Source organism: Bacillus sp. 05T31 (assembly GCF_056396725.1).
This window is the reverse complement of the sequence record NZ_JBFTMA010000819.1, coordinates 1-1,760: the sequence shown is the minus strand read 5'-3', so window position 1 is coordinate 1,760 and position 1,760 is coordinate 1. Positions and strand designations below refer to the sequence as shown.

3 protein-coding genes are annotated in these 1,760 nt (G+C 32.0%); 1 reads left to right on the top strand and 2 read right to left on the bottom strand.

What is annotated here, in order from left to right:
• A partial coding sequence (locus AC1DJR_RS28700) for a PadR family transcriptional regulator (protein WP_477004121.1) occupies positions 1-293 on the bottom strand: 293 nt, incomplete at its 3' end.
• 419 nt (positions 294-712) lie between these two features.
• Between AC1DJR_RS28700 and AC1DJR_RS28695 the strand changes: the two genes are divergently transcribed.
• The gene (locus AC1DJR_RS28695; RefSeq protein ID WP_341024865.1) at positions 713-1,285 is read left to right on the top strand and encodes a DJ-1/PfpI family protein; all 573 of its coding nucleotides are present in this window, start codon (positions 713-715) and stop codon (positions 1,283-1,285) included.
• 95 nt (positions 1,286-1,380) lie between these two features.
• On the opposite strand, the gene AC1DJR_RS28690 is transcribed toward AC1DJR_RS28695, so the two are convergent.
• Positions 1,381-1,680: a DUF952 domain-containing protein gene (locus AC1DJR_RS28690; protein WP_429688278.1), complete on the bottom strand. Its 300-nt coding sequence runs from the start codon at positions 1,678-1,680 to the stop codon at positions 1,381-1,383.
• Positions 1,681-1,760: the final 80 nt, after the last annotated feature.

The window sequence follows — 1,760 nt, the reverse complement described above, 5'->3', positions numbered from 1 at the left end:
TCCTTTATCCATTCCTTTTTCAATTGTAAAAATATCTCCAATCCATATTCACTTAAAACGTAGTATTTACGAGGTCTACTCTCCGTTTTATCCCAACTACTCGTCACTAACTCCTGCTTTTCTAATCGGCGAAGTAGTGGATATAAAGTACTTTGATCTATCATGATTCCTGATTGCTCCAATAATTGGACAAGCGAATATCCATATTGCGGCTTTCTTAATTGGCTTAAAACCGCTAACGTCAATGATCCTCTCCTTAGCTCAGTAATTAATGAATTTAATAAAGTATCCATTCACCCACCTCATTTCCATTACTATATGTCATACAGTATGTGTTTTATACTATGTATCGTACAGTATTAGTGTGATAAAAACAATGACTATTTACAAAAAATAGACAATAAAAAAAGCACAAACTATATAATTTGTGCTTTTCTAGCCAATTGATCTAGAGTGTGTGGTGAAATATGTTGCTGTAATTCTTTAGAAAACAATTGTAATTCTTCAGAAATCGATAAATCCTTATCAAAAACGCTACCATTTCTGTATATTTCTACATAAAGAATAGCGTTTTTTCATTTGCGTTTACAATTTTTTAGCTTGATGGCGATGCAGTGATACCCAGTTATTTAAAAATTTAAATCTCGCTACCGGCACTTGAAATTGTTATAATTAAAACATTCTTATTTTTTTGATAATGGAGGGTTGGAAAATGAAAATTGCAATAGTCTGTTTCGATAACTTTACTGATATAGATGTTTTTCTACCATGGGATTTATTAAATCGTGTACGTTTAGTTGGTGGTATTTCTGATTGGAATGTCCAACTATTAGGAACGGAAAAAACTCATATATCCATGTCCGGCTTACGTATTCCCATGACAGGAAGTATATCTGATATTCCTTCTGCTGACGCTGTAATATTTGCAAGTGGTAAGGGTGTACAAGATTTATATAAAAATCAAGAGTATATAAATAGCATTCATGTAGATCCTCAAAAACAATTAATAGGATCTATGTGCTCTGGTTCACTACTACTAGGAGCTAAAAAATTGTTAACTGGCAAAAAAGCAACTACATATCCATCCGTAGTAGAACAGCTTAAAGAATTTGATGTAGACGTTATTGAACAAAGTTTCGTAAACGAAGGAAATATCTCGACTGCTGCGGGTTGTTTTGCTGCTCAAGATCTCTCAGCTTGGATTATAAGAACCCTAATTAATGAAGAAATGGTTGATACTGTGCTAGAAACTGTTCAGCCAGTAGGCAAAGGTTTATATTTTTAATTTCAAATCAAGGGATTGGTTGCTCTCCAAAATGATAAAATGATCTTTTTTGTTACAATTTAGCACAAAATCTTGTTCTGGCGTTCTATAAAATTTTAACTTGATGGCAATGGGGTAACATCTACAATTGCCTCAATATTAATTACCCCATATACATGCGGATATTCTTGACCGTTAGAAGCAAGTTCATATTTTATTTCTGCTTTTACTAGGGATGGATCAATTGTAAGTAATAAAACATCTTCTTCATGACTGAAATATGTTTCCGCAACTATTAAAGCTTGGTCTAATAATGAACAATGAATAAATCCCTCTTCTATTAGTGATTTTTCATTAATTTCTCTAGTTGTTTTTGCGATTTCCCAATTTCTTTTTGTTATTACTTTTGTAATCATATCCATTCCCCCTATATCCTTATATAGAAAAAAAGAGGTTTTTCTGTTTATTACTAGAAAATCCTCTTTTTTATTTATTT

Coding starts and splice junctions, on each gene's coding strand:
- AC1DJR_RS28695 (WP_341024865.1), top strand. CDS start 713: ATGAAAATTGCAATAGTCTGTTTCGATAACTTTACTGATATAGATGTT.
- AC1DJR_RS28690 (WP_429688278.1), bottom strand. CDS start 1,680: ATGATTACAAAAGTAATAACAAAAAGAAATTGGGAAATCGCAAAAACA.